Raw genomic sequence first — 17,508 nt, forward strand, 5'->3', positions numbered from 1 at the left:
TAAGATGACTCCACCAAGACAAAGCAAGGAGCAAGATCATGACGAAGCGACAAACGGCGCTAGTGGTGGGCGCGGCAGGCGGCATCGGCGGGGAACTGGCCCGCCAGCTGCGCGACGCGGGGTGGGACGTGCGCGGCCTGGTCCGCAGCCTGGAGCAACCGGTCCAGACGCGCGACGGCATCGTCTGGGTCAAGGGCGACGCGATGCGGCCGGACGATGTGGCGAAGGCGGCCGAGGGCTGCGCGGTGATCGTCCATGCGGTGAATCCTCCCGGCTACAAGCGCTGGGCCGAGCTGGTGCTGCCGATGCTGGACAGCACCATCGCCGCGGCGAAGCGGGAGGGCGCCGCCATCGTGCTGCCCGGTACGGTGTACAACTACGGGCCCGACGCCTTGCCCATCCTCCGGGAGGACTCTCCGCAGCGCCCGCTGACACGCAAGGGCAAGATCCGGGTGGAGATGGAGGCCCGGCTGCGCGCTTACGCGGCAGGCGGCGGCAGGGCGCTGATCGTGCGCGCCGGCGATTTTTTCGGCCCCAAGGCCGGCAACAACTGGTTCTCTCAGGGCCTGATCCAGCCCGGTAAGATCACCCGCCGCATCCAGAATCCGGCCATGCCCGGCATCGGCCACCAGTGGTCATACCTGCCGGACGTGGCGAGCAATATCGTAGCGCTCTTGGCACGGCGCGAATCGCTGGAGCCGTTTGCCACTTTCCATTTGGGCGGCTATTGGGACGCGGACGGCACCCAGATAGCGCAGGCCATCCGCCGCGCGCTGCAGAAGCATGGGGTCGATGCCAAGGTGGACGCCTTTCCCTGGTGGCTGATCCGGCTGATCGCGCCGTTCAACGCCACGCTGCGGGAAGTGATGGAAATGCGTTACCTATGGCGCCAGCCGGTGCGTATGGACAACGGCAAGCTGCTGGGGGTGCTGGGGCGGGAGCGGGTGACGCCGCTGGACGAGGCGGTGGAGGCCACGCTGAAGGGCTTGGGCTGCCTGCCGGGGTGATTGCGCGACGAGGCGGCGCCTGCCAAGGCGGGCGCCGCTTCCGTTTGGAGAAGCAAGAGACATCTCCTGCGCAGGAGAATCGGCTTGTCCAGCAGTCAATGACCGGATAGCGATCGAGTGCCGTGATGATTTTTAATTATTACTGATGAAACCGCACTCTCTCGTACTCACTATTTTGCTTGCGTCGACTGAATTTAATCTGGATTTTTTGCATCATTTATTTGGTAATCTGTGCAATGCTTTGTGCGTATTGAAATTGATATGTAGGTGTATTTAATTGCGTGGATAACATTTTCTGACATTGATTAAAATGGGTTTGTGCGGGATGTTTATATTGCTTTTGTAATGAGTGTCTTTGCATTTGTTCCAAAGATTGCTGAGGGTTTCAAGGGTTTTGTACAAAACAACCTGATCTTTATGCCAGTTTTTGTGAAGCATCGACAGATTTTTGGAGTGAGGTAGCAGACTGTGCTGATGGTCAAATTGCCTTCGTCGTGTGATTGTGGCAAATTGATTATGCATAATGTATGCAATCGGTTTGTTTTAACTTTGACACTTCAAATAAGTGGAGTTAGCCATGCACCCTCCCTACTCGTTCAGGAATTTTTTAGAGCTGGAAACCTTTATTGATCAGTTGGAGAGTATTGGTCAAATGGCGGGAGCCAAAGATCTGCATCACAATTTCTTGTACGTTAATGAGAGTTACGCCGATTTTCATGGAATAGTGCGCGATGAGATAATTGGCAAAAAATCAGGAGACATGCCAAATGGTATTTCTGTGCTCTCTAAGTTAATGTTTGAACAAGATCAAATAGTCTTGCATAAAAGAAAGAAAATCATAATGGGTAGTATCCACCCTCATCGTAGTGGTGATCCAAGAGCTTATAAGTTTCGCAAGTTTCCAGCCCTGATAAACGATAAAGATCAGATAATTCTATTTGCTGGTGAGGATTTGACCTGCGATACCACTTTTTGGAGTGAAATATTGTGTGGTATAGAACCTATGGTTAAGTTTGAAAAGCTGGTTGCAGCTTCGTTTGCTCAACTGCAAGAGCAAAAAGAAATAAAGATTCCGCTTAGCGAAAGTGAATTGTCTGTTCTATGTCTATTACTACGTGGCGTCCCTGTTAAGAGAATTGCAGGGCTTTTTGATCTTGCGACCCGTACTATTGAAAATAGGGTCGAGTCACTCAAGGACAAGTTTGGTGCTTTGAATCAGCAAAACTTGATTGATGTGGCGAGGAAGATGGGTTATCAGTCTCTTCTTTCGCGTGCGATCTTCAAAGAGCACATGACTTATAATTTGCTGGTTGAATAACATGAAGCTCAGTAAAATCATACTTGTTGTTCTTCTTTCTACCGGCATCTTTGGCTTTAACTATGTTGCCGCCAAGATCAGCTCCATCCGTATTGATCCCGTCGAGACGGCGATGCTTCGAGTAACTTTTGCGGCGCTGCCTGCGTGTCTTTTTTTACGGCTCAAGAAAGATGAATTCCTTTATGTCTTGCTGTATGGGCTTGCGTTCGCTTTAGGTTTGTTCCTATTTTTTAAAGGTCTTAAGACAGGTATTGATGCGGGAATTTCCTCCGTGATCATGCAGGCGGGTTCATTGTTTACAGCAGCCGGCGGAATTTTGATATTAAAGGAGAGGTGGAATAAGTTCAACATTATTGGCTGTTTGATTGCGATGTTTGGCATCTATTCCATTTCCAAGATAAAAGAAGGGGGAATCAATGTTGCCGGTATTGCTTTTGTACTGGGTTCGGCATTTAGCTGGACTTTTGCTAACCTGTCCGTCAGACTCTCTAGAACTGAACGTCCACTAGCATTTGTGTCCTGGGGAAGTTTGGTTTCTGCTGTCTTGTTGCTTGCGATTAATATTGCCAGTGGAAAATCTATCTTATCCACGATTGGCATGATTGACCGGCAGGCTTGGATGGCTATCGCATTTCAAGGGTATGTGACGACATTGATTGGTTATGGTCTTTGGACTTTGTTGTTAAGTCAAAATCAGCTGGTTTTGAGTGCGCCTAGCTATTTACTCGTTCCTGGTTTTGCATTATTCTTCTCTCATATTGTACTAGGTGAGGCAATCACAACGGAGAGAGTTTTGTTTTCTCTCGTCGTTGTTGTGGGTATCGTTATTAATGCAAGCGCTCAGAGTCTGAGCGTGTTGGGTGAAAAGAAAAAACCTGAAATGGTAACATAGCTTTGCTGTGCTGATAAGGTGGTTTTTCCCCCCTTTTTAATACAAAGGGGGGAGCTACAATAGCCATATTAAAACTTTGATTTGTTGGAGGTTGAATATGGCTGATGCGGAAAAATTATCATTGGAAAATTTCCAGCCAGAATTTTGTCAGATTGTAGCAGGTCATATTCAAGATCAATTAAGTCCAGCAGAGTGGGAGCGGCTGCTGGTACTTGCGCAAAGCGGGATTCCGCATTCTCCAGAACTTTCTTTTACAGCCTTTGATTCCATTGAAAGGCGAGTTCGTCATTTGACCTTTATAGAAAACATCTCGCCCTTGGAGATGTTATCTGCGCCTAATTTTTATCAGCGTCTACAAGTTATTGGCAAGCTGCATGGCCAGCCGGTCTGCTATTTCGCAGGAAGTGGTATTTATCAATGGAGTTTGACCCCTGATGGGGACTCTCTTAGCTTTTGGCTTACTTATCCTGTCTATCCGCCTGGCTGGCCGACTGAGGATGAGTTGGACTTGCCTTTTCAGTTCCAAGGCTCTGAATTTGACTCCAAGTGGTTGATGTAAATGATTAGTCGTAACTTCGTTGCATAACTCCTGGGCAGGACAAGCTTACCCTTTCCCCAAACAGATTTATGCCACAACTACGATACATGGGCGGCTCAGCATGCTGAATCACCTCATGGCATGCCTTGGTATCGAAACTCTCATAGCCCCTCGCGCAGGCTATCGGCTCATTGGATGGGACCTGCGCAAATAGCGAAGTCAATACTTGAGCGTCGCTCTGGCGATGGTCCGTATCCTGCGCCGTGTTTCTTGGTTTCCCATTCGACTTCGCCCAACATGTTGATGCCCATGTTATCGACTAGCAGATGCAACTCGCCTGAGCGCTGTTGATCGGGCGGTGTCCCAATTCAAGCCCGTCAGCTTGAGCAAGCTGTGAATAAAACCGATGGCCTGTCGCAACGCTAGCCCGAGCAGGTTCTTGATGGTCAAACTGAATTGAATGGCCGCACTGCTGTGGGGCGGCGCTCGACCACGTTTTTCCCGCGGTTTTGCTTGCCATGTCATGTTTGTGTCCAGCGATATGGACGCTGGATCAGAGCTTGGTTATACGCTTTTCAGCTGGTGGTTCGGTGCCGTTTCGGAGCAAGCTTGGTCATGCAACTAGCTTACCAACCCTTGGCGAGCATGGATTTTTGCAACAAAGTCGCGGGAGGCCTGAAGGGCCAATTTCCATACTCATTGCAGGCTTGCCAGAATATGCGCCTTTTGCTCATCGGAAACCGGCAGGGCCGAGATCAGTTTTTCCTTGGCGACGCCTGGTATGTGCTGAGAGATATTGTCGATGTCGAAAGGCAGGGCCGGGTTGTCCGGATCCTGGATCAGGTGGCGGGCGCAGTCGATGGCGATTTGCGCGATATGGGTGCGTGGCCGGTCGACGCCCCGGATCAGCTGGCTGATCATCTGCGGCAACTGCCAGATGTCGGCCAGCGCCAGCGTCAATTGCCGGAAGGTGAAGCCGGCGGTGTTCAACTGGGCCAGGCCGGTTCGGTTGGCGCGCCCGGATTCGAATTCCGCGATGGCCGCGGTCGGCAATTCCGGCGCGAAATGCCAAAGCAGCAAATCTCCGGTTTCGGAAAGCAGCGTGGCCAGCGAGATTTCCTCGGGCGAGGTGTCGGAACGGAGATTCGACCACGCCCGCGCGATGCTGGACGCCATGACGGCGGTGGAAACCGCCGCTTTCCAGCCGGGGTGATCCACCTTCACCACCGGGCTTCTGGAAATCAGCGAATACAATTCATCGCTGCCCAACTGAAGTATGGTGGCCAATTGGGTGGTGGTTTCCTTGCCCAGCCGCCTGGAGCGGTGCCGCTCGGCCTCTATCAGCAATTTGACGGCCAGATAGGGATCGTCGTGAACCATTTCCACCAGTTCCCGCGGCGAAAATTCAGGCGCCTCTTTTCCCTGGGATTTCAGCGACTGGAAAATGTCCCGCGTCGCCGATAGAACGGGAATGTCCTTATCTTTCAGGTAGGCCGCCCATTGTTCAACACCCCAGCCTTGCTGGTGCCGGCTCAACATTTTTCCGCTCCGTGAATCGTTGCGCTTCGCTTTGTTCGCGCGATCGGCGCATTCCGCCCGCATTCGCGGAATCCATCGCTGCCAGGCAAGCGCTTTAGCCTTCTATTCATAATAATTCAGTTCCAGGCTTCCAGCGCTTGAAAACATCCCGATATTGCCCCCGCCTGGCGGATTTCAGAATGAAGCTGTCGCCTTGGAGGGGTTTTGGCCGGGCTGTTGCCGATCGCGCGGCGAAAAGAAAAACGAGGGCGGCGGCCCTCGTTTGTTGAAGCGCATGCGCGGCGGGAGTTTATTCGCCCAATTCGCTCAGGTTCTCGAACAGCTTCAGCGCTTCCGGATTGGCCAGCGCGCTGACATTGCTGACCGGACGGCCGTGGATCACGTTCTTCACCGCCAGTTCTACGATCTTGCCGCTGACTGTGCGGGGGATGTCGGCCACCGCGACGATGCGGGCGGGCACGTGGCGGGGGCTGGCGCCGTTCTTGATCTGGGTCTTGATGCGGCCGGCCAGGTCTTCGTCAAGCTGCACGCCTTCGCGCAACTTGACGAACAGCACCACGCGCTCGTCGTCTTGCCAGGCCTGGCCGACGGCCAGGCTCTCCAGCACTTCCGGGAACGCTTCCACCTGGCGGTAGATTTCGGCGGTGCCGATGCGCACGCCGCCGGGATTGAGCACCGCGTCGGAGCGGCCGTAGATGATCACGCCATCGTGCTGGGTGACTTCGGCGTAGTCGCCGTGGCACCAGATGTTGGGGAAGCGGCCGAAGTAAGCCTGGCGGTACTTTTCGTCGTCCGGGTCGTTCCAGAAGCCTATCGGCATCGACGGGAACGGCTTCAGGCAGACCAGCTCGCCCTTTTCGCGGTACAGCGGGCGGCCCAGCTCGTCGTAGATGTCCACTGCCATGCCCAAGCCGCGGCATTGCAGCTCGCCGCGATAGACCGGCAGCGTCGGCGCGCCCAGCGCGAAGCAGGAGACGATGTCGGTGCCGCCGGAGATGGAGGCCAGGTTGAGGTCGGACTTGATGTTCTCGTACACCCAGTCGTAGCTTTCCGCCACCAGCGGCGAGCCGGTGGAGAACAGGCTGCGCAGCTTGGGCAACTGCCAGTCGCGGGCGGGGACGAGGGGCGTCTTCTTCAGGCTGTCGATGTACTTGGCCGAGGTGCCGAAGTGAGTGAAGCCGTGCTCGGCTGCGTAGTCCCACAGCGCGCGTCCGTCATCGGCGAACGGCGAGCCGTCGAATAGCATCAGCGCCGCGCCTGAGGCGAGGCCGCTCACCAGCCAGTTCCACATCATCCAGCCGCAGGTGGTGAAGTAGAACAGGTGGTCGCCCTGATGGACGTCGGCGTGCAGCTGGTGTTCCTTCAGGTGCTGCAGCAGCGTGCCGCCGGCGCCGTGGACGATGCACTTGGGTTTGCCGGTGGTGCCGCTGGAATACAAGATGTACAGCGGGTGGTTGAACGGCAGGCGCAGGTATTCCACCGGGCGGGCGTCGAAGCCGGCCAGGAAGGCGTCCAGCGTCTGCGCGCGCGGCACGGCGGCGGCGAAGTCCGCGCCGTCGCCCAGGTAGGGCACCACCACGAAGCGCTCCACGCTGGGCAGCTTCTCCGCCAGGTGGATCATCTTGGCGCGGATGTCCACCGCCTTGCCGTTGTACCAGTAGCCGTCCGGGCAGAACAGGATTCTGGGCTCGGTCTGGCCGAAGCGGTCCAGCGCGCCGTCGGTGCCGAAGTCGGGCGAGCCGCTGGTCCAGACCGCGCCCAGGCTGCTGGCGGCCAGCATCGCCGCCAGCGCGGCCGGCATATTGGGCATGAAGCCGGCGACGCGGTCGCCCTGCTGGATGCCGGCCGCGCGCATCGCCTGCTGCAGGCGGGAAACCAGCTGGTTCAGCTCATGCCAGCTCAGTTTCTGCTCGATCTTGTCTTCGCCGCGGAACACCACGGCCAGCGAGTCGTCGTCGCGGCGCAGCAGGTTTTCGGCGAAATTGAGCCGCGCCTCGGGGAAGAAGCGGGCGGCCAGCATGTCGTCGCCGTTCTCCAGCGCGACCGAACCCTTGTCGCCGATCACGCCGCAGTAATCCCATACCAGCGACCAGAAGCGGCCGGGGTCTTCCACGCTGGCGCGCCACAGGCGGTGGTAATCGGGCAGTTCCTTGCCCCAGACGGTTTCGGCCAGGCGGGCGAAGGCGGTGAGATGGCAGCCGGACAGCCGCTCGGCGGACGGCGTCCAGATCGGGGTAACGCGTGCTTGCATGGTTTCTCCTGTGGCGGCCCGCCTGTTTGTTTTGCTTTGGGGGAGCGGACCCGCCGGTATGGTTTCAGCCCTGGCGGCCGAGCGCGTGCGCCAGCTTGGAGGCGGGGGGCTTGCCCAGCGCGTCGGCGATGAACCAGGCGACATCCACCAGTTTAGTGAGATCGATGCCGGTGTGGTAGCCCTCGCCCGCCAGCAGGTAGGCCACGTCTTCGGTGGCGACGTTGCCGGACGCGCCGCGCGCGTAGGGGCAGCCGCCCAATCCCGCCACCGAGGCGTCGAACACGCGCAGGCCGATGTCCAGCGCGGCGCGGATGTTGGCGACGGCCATGCCGTAGGTATCGTGGAAATGGCCGGCCAGCTGCTTGGCCGGCACGGCGTCCAGCACCGCGTCCAGCATCTCGCGCACCGAGGCCGGGGTGCCCACGCCTATGGTGTCGCCCAGCGAGATTTCGTAGCAGCCCAGATCTGCCAGCGCCCGGGACACCTCGGCCACTTTTTGCGGCGCGATCCGGCCTTCGTACGGACAGCCGACCACGCAGGAGACGTAGCCGCGCACCTTGACGCCGGCGTCCAGCGCGCGGCGGGCGACGCTTTCGAATCGTTGCAGGCTTTCGGCGATGCTGGCGTTGATGTTTTTCTGGCTGAAGCTTTCGCTGGCTGCGCCGAACACGGCGATTTCGCGCGCGCCGGCCGCCAGCGCCGCGTCCAGCCCCTTGTCGTTGGGCACCAGCACCGGGTAGGCGATGGGGCCGGACGCGTCCAGCGCGGCCAGCACCTCGGCGCTGCCGGCCATCTGCGGCACCCATTTGGGCGATACGAAGGCGCCGGCCTCGATCGCGGACAGGCCGGTTGCTGCCAGGCGGCGGATCAGTTCCAGCTTGATTTCGGCGCTCAGCGGCTGTTTTTCGTTCTGCAGTCCGTCGCGCGGGCCCACTTCCACTATCTTGACGCTTTGCATGGCTTTCCTTCAGCGCTTGGGCTGGACGGGGATGTAAATGTCCATCTGCAGGCTGTCCCGGCCGGGCGCGCTGCGGCCGTCGTAGCGCTCGAAAGATTCGCCCGGCGCATGTTCCCACTTGGAGGACGCGGGCAGCCAATGTTGGTAGATGTGCTGCCAGGTGGCGACGATGGCGTCGCCGAAACGGGTGTGGTCGGCCGCCGGCGGCGTGGTGAACACCGCGTACTTGGCCGGCGCCACGTTTCGGCGCTCGCTGTCCGGCGGCGGCGCGCCGTCCGCCGGGCATTCCATCGCGATCAGGTAGCGGAAGCCGCCGGTTTGCGGATTGAAGTCGCAGGTGACGCCGTATTCCGGCGCGTGCGGTTTGCCCAGCGCGTCCAGCAGCGGCTGGCGCAGCCGCTCGGCGTAATCGTTCCAGAAGGCGGGAATCTGGCGCAGGTTGTCGCCGTTTTCCAGCCGGGTGGGGATGCCGTAGCCGGCCAGCGACAGGCCGGGATGATTGATGATGACGGGGTCCATGTCGGTCTCGTTACCAAGTGCGGTCAAGGTCTTCCGCGTAGAAGCGGATGGCGCGGCGATAGGCGCGGATGCCGTGGTCGGCGCTGCCGTCGGCCAGCAGCGCCAGCAGGCTTTGCGTGGCTTCCTTGTGCTGGCCGCGGTTGTACAGCGCCATCGCCAGGAAGGCGCGCAGCGCGTGGTGTTCCGGGAACAGCCGCAAGCCTTCCCGCAGCGCGGCTTCGGCTTGGTCGAAGCGGCCCAGCGCGCGATGGCTGCTGCCCAGGCCCAGCCAGGCCTCGGCCGCGGTTTCGCCGCTCAGTCCCAGCTCCAGCGCCTGCTGGTAATGAGGGATGGCTTCCTCTTCCAGGCCCAGGCTGTCGTGAATGCAGGCGGCGAGGTAGTGCAGGTCGGCATGCTGGGGCTGGTGCCGCAACAGCTCCTGCGCCTGGCTGCGCGCGGCTTCGTGTTCGCCGCGCTGGCGCAGTTGCTGGATGTTTTCCAGGGCGATGTGCATGTCCTTGCCTTACAGAGTCATAAAAATGATTTTGTCATTCTGCGGCAAAGTCGACCAGTTCGTCACCATCATTGACTTGCTCGCCGGCGGAGAAATAGAAATCCTGCACCACGCCGTCGCCCGGCGCGGTGATGGTGTGCTCCATTTTCATCGCTTCCAGGATCAGCAGCGGAGAGCCCTTGGCGACTTTCGCGCCGATTTCGGCCAGCAGCGCCACCACCCGGCCGGGCATCGGCGCTTTCAGATGGGTTTCGCCATGCACGCCCAGCTCGGTGTAGGCATAGGGGTCGATGAAGTCGACGCCCAGCCGCTCGCCATTGTCGAACAGCGCGCGCTGCGCGCCGCGGCGGACGACGACGGCCTTGATTTTGACGCCGTCGAGCACCGCTTCCAGCTGATTGCCGACGAAGCTGGCGCGGGCGGCGAAGCTTTCCGCGCCTATGCGCACCGCGAAGCCGCCGTCGTGATGGCGCAGTTCCGCGCTGTAGCTTTTCTCGCCATGCAAGAAGGCGAAACGGCGGCTCAGCTGCCCGTTCAGCCGCCAGCCGGCGGGTACGGGATAGGGTGCTTGATCCGCCAAAGCTTCGGCCAGCGCCAGCAAGGCCAGTTGCCTGGCGGTAGGCGCGGCGGGCGGCGGCAGCAGTTCGTCGTGGTGGCGGGCGATCAGGCCGGTGTCGACCTGGCCGCTGGAGAAGCTGGGATGGTTCACGATGCGGCGCAGGAAGGACACATTGCTGGACAGGCCGACGATCTGGTACTGCGCCAGCGCGGCGTCCATCTGCCTGAGCGCCGCCTCGCGGGTCTCGCCCCAGACGATCAGCTTGGCGATCATCGGGTCGTAGAACGGCGAGATGGCGTCGCCTTGCTCGACGCCGGTGTCGATGCGCACATTGGCGGACTCGGCCGGCGTCGCCAGGTGGGCCAGCGTGCCGGTGGACGGCAGGAAACCCTTGTCCGGGTCTTCGGCGTAGATGCGCGCCTCGATGGCGTGGCCGCGGATCGCCAGTTGTTCCTGAGCCAGCGGCAGCGCGCCGCCGGCGGCCACCGCCAGCTGCCAGGCCACCAGGTCCTGGCCGGTGATCATCTCGGTCACCGGGTGTTCCACCTGCAGCCGGGTATTCATCTCCATGAAGTAGAACTGGCCGGTGTCCACATCCATGATGAACTCGACTGTGCCGGCGCCGACATAGCCGACCGCGCGCGCGGCGGCCACCGCCGCCTGGCCCATCGCTTCGCGGGTGGCCTGCGGCAGATGGGGCGCCGGGGCTTCTTCCAGCACTTTCTGGTGGCGGCGCTGCACCGAGCAGTCGCGCTCGAACAGGTAAACGCAGCCGCCCAGCGTGTCGGCGAAGACTTGAATCTCAACGTGGCGCGGGCGGGTCAGGTATTTCTCGACCAACACCTTGTCGTCGCCGAAGCTGGCGCGCGCCTCGCGCTGGCAGGAGGCGAGGGCGGCGGCGAAGTCTTCGCTCTTCTCGACAATGCGCATGCCCTTGCCGCCGCCGCCGGCGCTGGCTTTGATCAAAACCGGGTAGCCGATGGCGTCGGCCTGGCTTTGCAGCAGCGCCGGGTCCTGGTCGTCGCCGTGGTAACCGGGCACCAGCGGCACGCCGGCTTTCTCCATCAGCGCCTTGGCGGCGGACTTGCTGCCCATGGCGGCGATGGCGGAGGCCGGTGGGCCGATGAAGGCGATGCCGGCGGCCTCGCAGGCGGCGGCGAAGTCTTCGTTCTCGGACAGGAAACCGTAGCCGGGATGCACCGCCTGGGTGCCGCTTTGCTTGGCGATGGCCAGGATCAGGTCGGCGCGCAGATAGGATTCGGCGGCCGGCGCGGGGCCAAGGCGGTAAGCCTCATCGGCCAGCTTGACGAAGCGGGCGTCGGCGTCGGCATCCGAATAAACCGCGACGGTGGCGATGCCGAGGGCGCGGGCGGTCTTGATGACGCGGCAGGCGATTTCGCCGCGGTTTGCGATCAGTATCTTATTGAACATGGTGGTCTCCCGCGGCGAAACCGCCCCGGCGCAGGCGCGCCGGCAGGCGATTTTGCTTCGCAGCTGCGCAGCCTTGCGGCTGCTGGTCGCCGCGGTTGGCGATCAGTATCTTGTTGAACATGGCGTTATCCTTGTTATTCCTGCCACTTCGGCGCGCGCTTTTCGAAGAACGACGCCAGCCCCTCGCGGGCTTCGTCGCCGGCGCGGATGGAGGCGATGCGGCCCGCGGTGCGTTCCAGCAGCTGGTCGTCCCATGGCGAGCCTTCGCGCAGTTCGGCCAGCAGCAGTTTGGCTTCGCGCAGTGCGCCGGGCGCGCCCTTGGCCAATTCCTCGGCGATTTCGGCTACCCGCTCGTCCAGCAGCTCCTCGCTGACCAGCTCGTGGATCAGGCCCAGCTTCAGCGCGGTGCCGGCGGTGATGCGTTCGGCGGACAGGAAATAGCGCCGGGCCTGGCGCGGGCCGATGGCGTCGGCGACATAGGGGCCGATGGTGGCGGGGACCAGGCCCAGCCGCACCTCGGTCAGCGCGAACTTGGCGGCGTCGGTGGCGATGGCGATGTCGCATACCGCCGCCAGGCCGGTGCCGCCGGCCATCGCGGCGCCGTGGATGCGGGCGATCACCGGCTTGGCGCTGCGGTAGACGCTCTTCAGCATTGCCGCCAGCTTTTGCGCGTCGGCCAGGTTTTCGGCTTCGCTGTAGCCGGCGGCGCGGCGCATCCAGTCCAGATCCGCGCCGGCGCAGAAGCTTTTGCCGCGGCCGGCCAGCACGATCACGCGCACGTCCTGCTTGCGGTTCATTTGGCGCATCGCCTCGGTCAGCTCGGCGATCAGCACCTCGTTCAGCGCGTTGTGCAGTTCCGGCCGGTTCAGCCAAATCGTGGCCACCTTGCCGATTTGCTCGATTTGCAGCGTGATGTGGCTCATTTTGCGCTCCTTACATCCGGAACACGCCGAAGCGGGTGGGTTCGATCGGCGCGGACAGGGCTGCGTCCAGCGCCAGCGCCAGCACATCGCGGGTCTGGGCCGGGTCGATCACGCCGTCGTCCCACAAGCGGGCGCTGGCGTAGTAGGGGTGGCCCTGTTCCTCGTATTGCTGGCGCACCGGCGCTTTCAGCGCCTCTTCCTGCTCAGGCGTGAAGGCGTCGCCCAGCTGTTCCTTCTTCACCTGGGCCAGCACGCCGGCGGCCTGTTCGCCGCCCATCACCGAGATGCGGCTGTTCGGCCACATCCACAGGAAACGCGGCGAGTAGGCGCGGCCGCACATGCCGTAATTGCCGGCGCCGAAGCTGCCGCCTATCAGCACGGTGAACTTGGGCACCTTGGCGCAGGCCACGGCGGTGACCAGCTTGGCGCCGTCCTTGGCGATGCCGCCGTTTTCGTATTTCTTGCCCACCATGAAGCCGGTGATGTTCTGCAGGAAGATCAGCGGGATGCCGCGCTGGCAGCACAGTTCGACGAAGTGCGCGCCTTTCAGCGCCGATTCGGAGAACAGGATGCCGTTATTGGCCAGGATGCCGACGCGGTAGCCATTCAGGCGGGCGAAGCCGGTCACCAAAGTCGTCCCGTAGTTTTGCTTGAATTCGTCAAAGTCCGAATCGTCCACCAGCCGGGCGATGATTTCGCGCACGTCGAACGGTTTTTTCGGATCGGCCGGAATCACGCCGTAGATTTCTTCCGCGGCGTAGCGCGGCGGCTTGGGTTCGGCGCGGTCCAGCTCGCCCTGTTTTTTCCAGTTCAGGTCGGACACGATGCGGCGGGCGATGGCCAGCGCGTGGGCGTCGTTCTGGGCCAGGTGGTCGGCCACGCCGGAAACTTTGGCGTGCACATCGCCGCCGCCCAGTTCTTCGGCGCTGACCACTTCGCCGGTGGCGGCGCGCACCAAGGGCGGGCCGCCGAGGAAGATGGTGCCCTGTTCCTTGACGATGACGGTCTCGTCGCTCATCGCCGGCACATAGGCGCCGCCGGCGGTGCAGCTGCCCATCACCACCGCGATCTGCGGGATGCCGGCGGCGGACAGATTGGCCTGGTTGTAGAAGATGCGGCCGAAGTGCTCCTTGTCCGGGAACACTTCGTCCTGCAGCGGCAGGAAGGCGCCGCCGGAGTCCACCAGGTAGACGCAGGGCAGGCGGTTGTCGCGGGCGATCTCCTGCGCGCGCAAATGCTTCTTCACCGTCATCGGGTAATAGGTGCCGCCCTTGACCGTGGCGTCGTTGGCGATGATCAGGCAGTCGATGCCCGAAATGCGGCCGATGCCGGCGATCATCCCCGCGCCCGGCGCGTCGCCGCCGTACATGCCGTAGGCGGCCAGCTGGGACAGCTCCAGGAACGGCGCGCCGGGGTCGAGCAGCAGGTCGATGCGCTCGCGCGGCAAGAGCTTGCCGCGCGCGGTGTGCTTGGCGCGGGCTTTCTCGCCGCCGCCCAAAGCCGCCTGGGCGACTTTCTGTTTCAGATCATCCACCAGCGCGCGCATCTTGTCGGCGTTGGCGACGAAGTCCGCGGCGCGCGGCGACAGCTTGGATTCGAGAATGGGCATATTGTTTACCTTGTCATTCGGCGTCGACGAACCACACCGCCGCGATCAAGCCATCGGCGTTGACGTCGTAGATGGCGACGGCGCGCATGCGGTTTTCGCCGTTCAGCGTCACGTCCTCGTGGTCGATGACGCGGTTGCCTTGCACGATGCGGTGCAGCAGCGCGGCGTGCAGCCTGGGCAGGTTGAAGCGCTTGCTGGCGTAGTGGTCGGCCAGCGCGGCGCGGCCATTCAGGCTCAGCGCCATCGACGGCAGGCGGTAGACCTTGACGTCCTCGGCGTAGCAGGCGGCGAAGGCGTCCAGGTCGCGGGCGTTGTAGGCGTCCAGCTGGGCCTGGACGATGCGTTCGGCGGCGGTCATGTTCGGGTTTCTTCTAGCTTTGCTGAGATAAGCCGGAGCGTGGTGGAGAAAGGGACCGAGGCAAGGCGCGCCGCCGCAGACAGTACAAATCGTACGGCCAGGCGGCGCAACGCGGCATCAGGCATTTTATCCACCGCGATTAACGGGTTTCGGCCATCAGTTCGCGGCCGATCAGCCAACGGCGGATCTCGCTGGTGCCGGCGCCGATCTCGTACAGCTTGGCGTCGCGCAGCAGGCGGCCGGTGGCGTATTCGTTGATGTAGCCGTTGCCGCCCAGGCACTGGATGGCATCCAGCGCCAGCTGGGTGGCGTTTTCGGCGGCGTACAGGATGGCGCCGGCGGCGTCCTTGCGGGTCTGGCGGCCGGTCTCGCCGCGGTCCAGCGCCTGGCCGACAGCGTAGACGTAGGCGCGGCTGGCGGACAGCTTGACGTACATGTCGGCCAGCTTGCCCTGCATCAGTTGGAAGTCGCCTATCGGTTGGCCGAACTGGCTGCGGTCGTTCAGGTAGGGCACCACGATGTCCAGGCTGGCCTGCATGATGCCCAAGGGGCCGGCCGCCAGCACCGAGCGCTCGTAATCCAGGCCGCTCATTAGCACCTTGACGCCGTTGCCTTCGCCGCCCAGCACGTTCTCTTCCGGCACGAAACAGTTGTCGAAGAAGATGGGGTAGGTGTTGGAGCCGCGCATGCCCAGCTTGTCCAGCTTGCTGCCGTGGGAGAAGCCGCTAAAGCTCTTTTCAATGATGAAGGCGGTGATGCCCTTGGGGCCGGCGTTGACGTCGGTCTTGGCGTAGACCACCAGGGTGTCGGCGTCGCCGCCGTTGGTGATCCACATCTTGCTGCCGTTCAGCAGGTAGCCGCCGTCGGTCTTGTCGGCCTTCAGCTTCATGCTGACCACGTCGGAACCGGCGTTGGGCTCGGACATCGCCAGCGCGCCGACGTGCTCGCCGGAGATCAGCTTGGGCAGGTATTTCGCGCGCTGCGCGTCGTTGCCGTTCTTGTAGATCTGGTTGACGCACAGATTGGAGTGCGCGCCGTAGGACAGGCCCACCGAGGCGCTGGCGCGGCTGATCTCTTCCATGGCGATCATGTGGGCGAGGTAGCCCATGTCCACGCCGCCGTACTGCTCGCTGACGGTGATGCCGAGCAAGCCCAGCTCGCCGAACTTGCGCCACAGATCGGCTGGGAACAGATTGTCCTGGTCGATGGCGGCGGCGCGCGGAGCGATCTCGCGTTCGGCGAAGTCGCGCACCGATTCGCGCAGGAGGTCGTAAGTCTCGCCGAAGGCGAAGCGCAGGCTGCTGTACATGGGGTTCTCCTCGTTGAACGTGCGGCGCGGCTGGCGGCGCCTGATGAACACATCATCGCTTACGTTTACGTAAGCGTCAACATGTCGATATGATGGCCGCCATAGCGGGCGGCCGGGCGTTTATTCGCGGTTGATGACGTGGCGAAGGCTGCGGTCTTCGCTGATCAGCATGTCTTTCATGGGCAGCGGCAAGATGCGCAGCTCGCTGAGCTGCTCGCGGCTGAACCAGTCGAATTCAAAACGTTCGCCGCCGTCCTCCATGATGAACGGCGCGGGGCGCTGCGGCAGCGCGGAGCCGGCGGCCAGATGGGTCTGGAAATACAGGTCCAGCTCATGGTTGCGTTGGCCGCGAGCGGTGAAGAAGTTTTCTATCAGCATGACCATCTCGCCGCAAGACACGGTTTCGCCTAGTTCCTCCAGCATTTCCCGTTCCACCGTCTTGGGCGCTTCCTCGTTGGGGTCTACACGGCCGCCGGGCAGGGTCCAGAAATCGTCGCGGATCAGGCGGTGCAGCAAGACCTTGCCCTCATGCTCGATGATGGCGCCGGCGCGCAGATTGAAGCGGGTGCCGGCTATGTCGACGCTGATAATGCGATATCTCCTTGGCATTTTGGCGGGCGCGCAGCATAGCGCTTTCTCCCGTCATCGACAAGGGCGGGTATCATGGCCGGCTATGTAAATGAAGAAAGAAACGCGATGACGATCTGGGTAGACGCCGACGCCTGTCCCAAGGTGATCAGGGAAGTGTTGTTCCGCGCGGCGCAGCGCACCGGCGTGGAGCTGGTGTTGGTCGCCAACCAGCTGCTGATGGTGCCGAAGGCGCCGAATATCCGCGCGCTGCAGGTGCCCAAGGGCTTCGACGTGGCCGACAACGAGATCGCCCGCCGCATCGAGCCTAATGACTTGTTGATCACCGGCGACATTCCGCTCGCGTCCGAGGTATTGGCCAAGGGCGCGCAGGCGCTGAACTGGCGCGGCGAGGCCTTCTCCAAAGAGACCATCGCCGCCCAACTGACGATGCGCGACTTCATGGATACGCTGCGGGCCAGCGGCGTGCAGACCGAGGGGCCGCCGCCCTTGAGCCAGGCGGACCGGCAGGCCTTTGCCCGCCAGTTGGACATCTGGCTGGCGAAGAGGCGGGTTTGAACCAGCGCTTGCGAGTGGCTGCCTTTTACTGCTCTTCTCGCCAGTTTTAAAAACTTGTTTGAGTTCGCTGCGCGAATGATGATTTTGGGCCGGTTCCGCCCGGTGAACGGGAAGGGCGATTTGTGCGGCCAAATCTCCCTTCACCCTCAAGGCCGCCCTGCAAGCCTGGCCTTCGGCTTCTCGCCGGTTCCCGTCAGTCCCGAGGCGCGGCTGAACTCGCGCCGCGCTAACGTCGCGGCGCTCAAACAGGCAGCCGCTTAAACCCTCGGGCCTACCGCCCGTCGACAGGCTTGAAGGGATGGGGGCGAGTCGGATACGCGGTTTTTATCTGATCAAGTGGTAAAACGCTGTGTAAAAGATCGCGTATAGCTTCCAAGGTACTGGGCAAACGAAAAGCCCCCGAATCCGGGGGCTTTGTCTTATCTGGAAGGGAAGGGGCTCAGGCCTTGCCCAGCTGCGGTTCGGCGTCGAAGTCTTCTTTCTTGGCCTGGGCCGCGCCGGGCTGGCGGATGGTCAGCGAGAACAGCAGGGCGACGATCAACAGCGCCAGGATCAGGTGGAAGGTGGCGAGGAAGCCGCCGAACAGCGAGGCGACGATGGAGCCGACGATGCTGCCGATGCCGAAGCCCAGATAGATCACGCCGTAGTTCTTGGTCAG

Annotated in this window: 17 protein-coding genes and 2 pseudogenes; 5 read left to right on the top strand and 14 right to left on the bottom strand. The window is 61.6% G+C overall.

Features of this window, described 5'->3' with window-relative positions; translation table 11 throughout:
* Nucleotides 1–38 precede the first annotated feature (38 nt).
* The 4 genes from ACY3GB_RS22530 (at nt 39) to ACY3GB_RS22545 (ending at nt 3,776) form a co-directional block, all read left to right on the top strand.
* A complete protein-coding gene (locus tag ACY3GB_RS22530) occupies nt 39–1,007 on the top strand; it encodes an NAD-dependent epimerase/dehydratase family protein (protein ID WP_463090705.1) in 969 nt (322 codons plus the stop codon).
* Nucleotides 1,008–1,584: 577 nt separating this feature from the next.
* Nucleotides 1,585–2,325, top strand: a complete 741-nt coding sequence (locus ACY3GB_RS22535; RefSeq protein ID WP_463090706.1) for a PAS domain-containing protein — start codon at nt 1,585–1,587, stop codon at nt 2,323–2,325.
* A 1-nt stretch (nt 2,326) separates the two neighbouring features.
* Nucleotides 2,327–3,217, top strand: coding sequence for a DMT family transporter (locus ACY3GB_RS22540; protein ID WP_463090707.1), 891 nt, complete (start codon nt 2,327–2,329; stop codon nt 3,215–3,217).
* Between the two features lie 97 nt (nt 3,218–3,314).
* Nucleotides 3,315–3,776 carry a hypothetical protein gene (locus ACY3GB_RS22545; RefSeq protein ID WP_463090708.1) on the top strand — a complete coding sequence of 154 codons (462 nt, stop codon included), beginning with the start codon at nt 3,315–3,317 and terminating at the stop codon, nt 3,774–3,776.
* Nucleotides 3,777–3,882: 106 nt separating this feature from the next.
* On the opposite strand, the pseudogene ACY3GB_RS22550 reads toward ACY3GB_RS22545, so the two are convergent.
* The 13 genes and pseudogenes from ACY3GB_RS22550 to ACY3GB_RS22610 all read right to left on the bottom strand — a co-directional run.
* Nucleotides 3,883–4,312: pseudogene (locus tag ACY3GB_RS22550) on the bottom strand (transposase); the annotation flags it as partial.
* Nucleotides 4,313–4,451: 139 nt separating this feature from the next.
* Complete coding sequence (locus tag ACY3GB_RS22555) at nt 4,452–5,294, bottom strand: HDOD domain-containing protein (protein WP_463090709.1); 843 nt, start codon at nt 5,292–5,294, stop codon at nt 4,452–4,454.
* A gap of 289 nt (nt 5,295–5,583) precedes the next feature.
* The gene (locus tag ACY3GB_RS22560) at nt 5,584–7,545 is read right to left on the bottom strand and encodes an acetoacetate--CoA ligase (RefSeq protein WP_463090710.1); all 1,962 of its coding nucleotides are present in this window, start codon (nt 7,543–7,545) and stop codon (nt 5,584–5,586) included.
* A gap of 64 nt (nt 7,546–7,609) precedes the next feature.
* Nucleotides 7,610–8,503 (bottom strand): hydroxymethylglutaryl-CoA lyase, encoded by an 894-nt coding sequence (locus ACY3GB_RS22565; protein ID WP_463090711.1) that lies wholly within the window; start codon nt 8,501–8,503, stop codon nt 7,610–7,612.
* 9 nt (nt 8,504–8,512) lie between these two features.
* Nucleotides 8,513–9,022 carry a GyrI-like domain-containing protein gene (locus ACY3GB_RS22570; RefSeq protein WP_463090712.1) on the bottom strand — a complete coding sequence of 170 codons (510 nt, stop codon included), beginning with the start codon at nt 9,020–9,022 and terminating at the stop codon, nt 8,513–8,515.
* Between the two features lie 10 nt (nt 9,023–9,032).
* Nucleotides 9,033–9,515 carry a tetratricopeptide repeat protein gene (locus ACY3GB_RS22575; RefSeq protein WP_463090713.1) on the bottom strand — a complete coding sequence of 161 codons (483 nt, stop codon included), beginning with the start codon at nt 9,513–9,515 and terminating at the stop codon, nt 9,033–9,035.
* 34 nt (nt 9,516–9,549) lie between these two features.
* Nucleotides 9,550–11,505, bottom strand: a complete 1,956-nt coding sequence (locus ACY3GB_RS22580; RefSeq protein WP_463090714.1) for an acetyl/propionyl/methylcrotonyl-CoA carboxylase subunit alpha — start codon at nt 11,503–11,505, stop codon at nt 9,550–9,552.
* Entirely contained in the window at nt 11,495–11,626 is a 132-nt protein-coding gene (locus tag ACY3GB_RS22585; protein WP_463090715.1) for a hypothetical protein, read from the bottom strand. Before ACY3GB_RS22585 ends, ACY3GB_RS22580 begins: the two co-directional genes overlap by 11 nt.
* Nucleotides 11,627–11,639: 13 nt before the next feature.
* Nucleotides 11,640–12,428, bottom strand: coding sequence for an enoyl-CoA hydratase/isomerase family protein (locus tag ACY3GB_RS22590; RefSeq protein WP_463090716.1), 789 nt, complete (start codon nt 12,426–12,428; stop codon nt 11,640–11,642).
* Nucleotides 12,429–12,438: 10 nt separating this feature from the next.
* Nucleotides 12,439–14,037, bottom strand: a complete 1,599-nt coding sequence (locus tag ACY3GB_RS22595; RefSeq protein WP_463090717.1) for a carboxyl transferase domain-containing protein — start codon at nt 14,035–14,037, stop codon at nt 12,439–12,441.
* Nucleotides 14,038–14,050: 13 nt separating this feature from the next.
* A complete protein-coding gene (locus ACY3GB_RS22600; RefSeq protein WP_463090718.1) occupies nt 14,051–14,395 on the bottom strand; it encodes a nuclear transport factor 2 family protein in 345 nt (114 codons plus the stop codon).
* 139 nt (nt 14,396–14,534) lie between these two features.
* The gene (locus ACY3GB_RS22605) at nt 14,535–15,704 is read right to left on the bottom strand and encodes an isovaleryl-CoA dehydrogenase (RefSeq protein ID WP_463090719.1); all 1,170 of its coding nucleotides are present in this window, start codon (nt 15,702–15,704) and stop codon (nt 14,535–14,537) included.
* A gap of 120 nt (nt 15,705–15,824) precedes the next feature.
* The gene (locus ACY3GB_RS22610) at nt 15,825–16,313 is read right to left on the bottom strand and encodes an NUDIX hydrolase (protein WP_463090720.1); all 489 of its coding nucleotides are present in this window, start codon (nt 16,311–16,313) and stop codon (nt 15,825–15,827) included.
* A gap of 87 nt (nt 16,314–16,400) precedes the next feature.
* Between ACY3GB_RS22610 and ACY3GB_RS22615 the strand changes: the two genes are divergently transcribed.
* Complete coding sequence (locus ACY3GB_RS22615) at nt 16,401–16,850, top strand: YaiI/YqxD family protein (RefSeq protein ID WP_463090721.1); 450 nt, start codon at nt 16,401–16,403, stop codon at nt 16,848–16,850.
* A gap of 439 nt (nt 16,851–17,289) precedes the next feature.
* Here the strand turns inward: ACY3GB_RS22615 and ACY3GB_RS22620 are convergent.
* Nucleotides 17,290–17,508: pseudogene (locus tag ACY3GB_RS22620) on the bottom strand (oxalate/formate antiport family MFS transporter); the annotation flags it as partial.

The sequence above is a fragment of the Chromobacterium sp. Ag138 genome (assembly GCF_055181315.1).

Coding starts and splice junctions, on each gene's coding strand:
- ACY3GB_RS22595 (WP_463090717.1), bottom strand. CDS start 14,037: ATGCCCATTCTCGAATCCAAGCTGTCGCCGCGCGCCGCGGACTTCGTC.
- ACY3GB_RS22540 (WP_463090707.1), top strand. CDS start 2,327: ATGAAGCTCAGTAAAATCATACTTGTTGTTCTTCTTTCTACCGGCATC.
- ACY3GB_RS22580 (WP_463090714.1), bottom strand. CDS start 11,505: ATGTTCAATAAGATACTGATCGCAAACCGCGGCGAAATCGCCTGCCGC.
- ACY3GB_RS22610 (WP_463090720.1), bottom strand. CDS start 16,313: ATGCCAAGGAGATATCGCATTATCAGCGTCGACATAGCCGGCACCCGC.
- ACY3GB_RS22560 (WP_463090710.1), bottom strand. CDS start 7,545: ATGCAAGCACGCGTTACCCCGATCTGGACGCCGTCCGCCGAGCGGCTG.
- ACY3GB_RS22535 (WP_463090706.1), top strand. CDS start 1,585: ATGCACCCTCCCTACTCGTTCAGGAATTTTTTAGAGCTGGAAACCTTT.
- ACY3GB_RS22615 (WP_463090721.1), top strand. CDS start 16,401: ATGACGATCTGGGTAGACGCCGACGCCTGTCCCAAGGTGATCAGGGAA.
- ACY3GB_RS22600 (WP_463090718.1), bottom strand. CDS start 14,395: ATGACCGCCGCCGAACGCATCGTCCAGGCCCAGCTGGACGCCTACAAC.
- ACY3GB_RS22545 (WP_463090708.1), top strand. CDS start 3,315: ATGGCTGATGCGGAAAAATTATCATTGGAAAATTTCCAGCCAGAATTT.
- ACY3GB_RS22590 (WP_463090716.1), bottom strand. CDS start 12,428: ATGAGCCACATCACGCTGCAAATCGAGCAAATCGGCAAGGTGGCCACG.
- ACY3GB_RS22570 (WP_463090712.1), bottom strand. CDS start 9,022: ATGGACCCCGTCATCATCAATCATCCCGGCCTGTCGCTGGCCGGCTAC.
- ACY3GB_RS22575 (WP_463090713.1), bottom strand. CDS start 9,515: ATGCACATCGCCCTGGAAAACATCCAGCAACTGCGCCAGCGCGGCGAA.
- ACY3GB_RS22555 (WP_463090709.1), bottom strand. CDS start 5,294: ATGTTGAGCCGGCACCAGCAAGGCTGGGGTGTTGAACAATGGGCGGCC.
- ACY3GB_RS22605 (WP_463090719.1), bottom strand. CDS start 15,704: ATGTACAGCAGCCTGCGCTTCGCCTTCGGCGAGACTTACGACCTCCTG.
- ACY3GB_RS22585 (WP_463090715.1), bottom strand. CDS start 11,626: ATGTTCAACAAGATACTGATCGCCAACCGCGGCGACCAGCAGCCGCAA.
- ACY3GB_RS22530 (WP_463090705.1), top strand. CDS start 39: ATGACGAAGCGACAAACGGCGCTAGTGGTGGGCGCGGCAGGCGGCATC.
- ACY3GB_RS22565 (WP_463090711.1), bottom strand. CDS start 8,503: ATGCAAAGCGTCAAGATAGTGGAAGTGGGCCCGCGCGACGGACTGCAG.